Genomic DNA, 346 nt, shown 5'->3' on the forward strand with positions numbered 1-346 from the left:
CAATTTAGCAGTTATCGGACAAGCTAACTTCTCAAGACAGAGTAGTCAACTGAGCATTGACCAAAAAGGCAATGGCAATACTGCTTATTTGGTTGGTTCTGGAAGAAGTAATTTAGGAATTTCTCAAGACGGCAACGACTTTGCTTTAGTGAAAGCGTCTAGCTCAATGAGAATTCACATCAATCAAGCCAATTAGCGCGCAGTATGGAAGCTTGATTCAAGTTGCTTCTCTGTGAAGCAGCAACAACGTCGACATGGAAATGTATAAGGATACAACTTATGAAACTTACACAAATTGGAATTATAGTCGGTGCCATCATTGGTTTTAATGCAGCTCAAGCAGATC

General features: G+C 39.9%; 1 pseudogene. It reads left to right on the top strand.

Annotated elements, in window-relative coordinates:
* A pseudogene (locus AB4486_RS27685) lies at positions 1–196 on the top strand (curlin subunit CsgB); the annotation flags it as partial.
* Positions 197–346: the final 150 nt, after the last annotated feature.

This window comes from Vibrio sp. 10N.222.55.C6, assembly GCF_041473395.1.
GTDB classification, from domain to species: domain Bacteria; phylum Pseudomonadota; class Gammaproteobacteria; order Enterobacterales; family Vibrionaceae; genus Vibrio; species Vibrio crassostreae_C.